This is a genomic window from Frankia sp. CcWB2, from assembly GCF_977927585.1.
In genome coordinates, this window is record NZ_CDWRCM010000220.1 from 1 (window position 1) to 2161 (window position 2161).

Sequence of the window (2161 nt, forward strand, 5' to 3'; positions counted from 1 at the left end):
GCTGGACTGTACCTCCACCTCTGCGCTGACACCCCCGCTGACCCGCTGTGTTGATTCAGGAACCGTCGACGTCACGATCAGTGATCGTACGTCTGAATCCTGGCAGAGGTAGCCGTGTCCTACAGCGAATCGCGTTATTTATACGCTTTGTAACGACTCGGTGATGGGAGGTGCGTGCGGTGGAGGGTCGGCCGCGGCGCGCGGTGGGTGGTGCGGTGCTGTCCGTCCGGCGGGCCGGTGTGACGCGGTCAACCCCGGCGGGTTGGTAGTGTGATGACTCCGGACAGTTGTGGGGGAAGGCCGGCCATGGCCGCGAGCAGGTCGCCGAACGCGAGCAGGTGGGCGGCCGTCGCCGAGGCGCTCCAGGGCGCCCGGCCCTGCGCGCCCGGCCCTGCGGGGCCGAGGTCGGATGCGAGGGTGGTCTCCGCCCAGTCGGGTGACCAGGAGCAGCGCAGCTCCACGGCGAAGCTGTCCCCGTCGGCCGCGAGCACGCCGAAGCGTTGTGACGCGGTGGCCGTGACCGTGCCGCCCAGGGCGCGCACGCCCGCGCCGTGCGCCTCCAACGATTCCCGCAGCCACGACCAGGCGACCTCGGCAAGCAGGGGATCGCCGGCGATCTCCCGGTCGATGCTCGCGCGGGCGTAGCAGACGATGCGGGCCGTGCCCTGCCAGGCCGGCTGTCCCTGAGGATCCATGAGCAGGATGAGCCGGCCGGCCGCGGTGTCGGCCTCGTCCCCGGTCAGCCCACCGGCCAGAGCGAAGGAGAACGGCGCGACCCGGGTGGGCGCCGCCACCTCGTGCACCGCCACCTCCGGGCGCAGCCGCGCGATCCCCGCGCGCAGGGCGTTGGTGACCGCGAGGAAGATCGGAGGGCTCGCCTCGGATGACTGCGCGACCCCCATGACGGCAACGGTAGGACGTCGGTCTTGATCATGCTGGCCGGACGTCGGAGCGTACGGTTTCGGTCCCGTTGCGTGCGGGCGGGAACCGGTGAGCCGGTGTCCGGAGTACCCCGGCTGAGGGGCGGAACTGTGCAGGCTCACGCCGGGATCCGCGCGGCGGCACGATCGCGGCCGCGGAGATCCCGGACTGCGGGGGTCTCGCGCACGGGCCTCGGCCGGGCCGTCGGCCGCTCCGCGGGGGCCGGCCCGACCAGCACCGCGGCGCCACAGGAGGTGCAGGCCCACTCCGGGCAGTCGTCACCGTGCCCGTCGGAGCACGGGGGTTGCTCGAAGATGCGCTCGTCGCCGCATGCGATGCAGACGAGAACGATGTGATCCTCGGCGCTCACCCGGACCTGTTCCACTCGACCACCACTCCCCGCGCACGTCTGCCCGTGATGCGTACCGTTGGATCGTGGTGGGCGCATAACCACGGATCGCGCGCCACTCGCCACGGCCGGCGGGAGGGGGAACGCGGGATGACGCGCACCCTCTACCCCAATTCCGACTGGACTGACGGTGCCACGGGACGGGCGGATGTCCGTGCATTCTCTCCGGCGTGTCGCGTGAGCCCGTCTCGGGGCGGTGCGGGGCGGATCGCCCGGTCTGTGGGGCGGTGGGGCCGGGCCAGCCCTCGGCTCAGCCCGCCTGGCCGGCCGGCTTCGAGGTGGGACGTGCCGGCTCTGCGTCGCCCAGCCGGGCGGCGTCGCCACGCAGCCAGTGCCGCTCGACGAAGAACGGGGCGACGGGCAGCACCGCGGCGATCAGCGCGAGCACGGTCCGCTTACGGCGCCAGCGCCCGACCACCGAGAGGTAGCCGATGAGGGCGCAATAGATGAGGAAGAGCACGCCATGGACCGGGCCGAGGATCCGCACGCCGATCGGGTAGTCGGCACCGTATTTGATCGCGGTCGCGACGAGCAGCAAGAGGAAGGACGACGCCTCGGCGAGCGAGACGACGCGGGCCAGGGCAAGGGGCTGGGAGGCGCCGCTCGGGGCACGACCGGTCATCGGCGACTCCTCGTCGTAGGGGATGGCGTCGTAGCGGATGACACCGAGGTGTTCCACTGTCCGGGTGCCCTGGAGTGCCGGAACCCGGGACGCGCCGTGGCATGCCACGGCGACCGCGGGATTCGTCACGTCCGATCGTTCGTCCCCGTCCGCCGGCGCGGCCTCGACGGACGGGAGCGCCCGGCACCGGCCGGATCTGGAAGTTCTTC

3 protein-coding genes are annotated in these 2161 nt (G+C 72.0%); all 3 read right to left on the reverse strand.

The annotated features are described in order from the left end of the window. Positions 1–248 precede the first annotated feature (248 nt). The 3 genes from ACY45C_RS18660 to ACY45C_RS18670 all read right to left on the reverse strand — a co-directional run bounded on the left by ACY45C_RS18660 (position 249) and on the right by ACY45C_RS18670 (position 2081). Positions 249–902 (reverse strand): DUF3000 domain-containing protein, encoded by a 654-nt coding sequence (locus ACY45C_RS18660; RefSeq protein WP_462188862.1) that lies wholly within the window; start codon positions 900–902, stop codon positions 249–251. A gap of 137 nt (positions 903–1039) precedes the next feature. Beyond that, on the reverse strand, positions 1040–1291 hold the full coding sequence (locus ACY45C_RS18665) for a hypothetical protein (RefSeq protein WP_462188863.1): 252 nt from the start codon (positions 1289–1291) through the stop codon (positions 1040–1042). A 289-nt stretch (positions 1292–1580) separates the two neighbouring features. Then, positions 1581–2081 carry a DUF3817 domain-containing protein gene (locus ACY45C_RS18670; protein ID WP_462188864.1) on the reverse strand — a complete coding sequence of 167 codons (501 nt, stop codon included), beginning with the start codon at positions 2079–2081 and terminating at the stop codon, positions 1581–1583. Positions 2082–2161 lie beyond the last annotated feature (80 nt).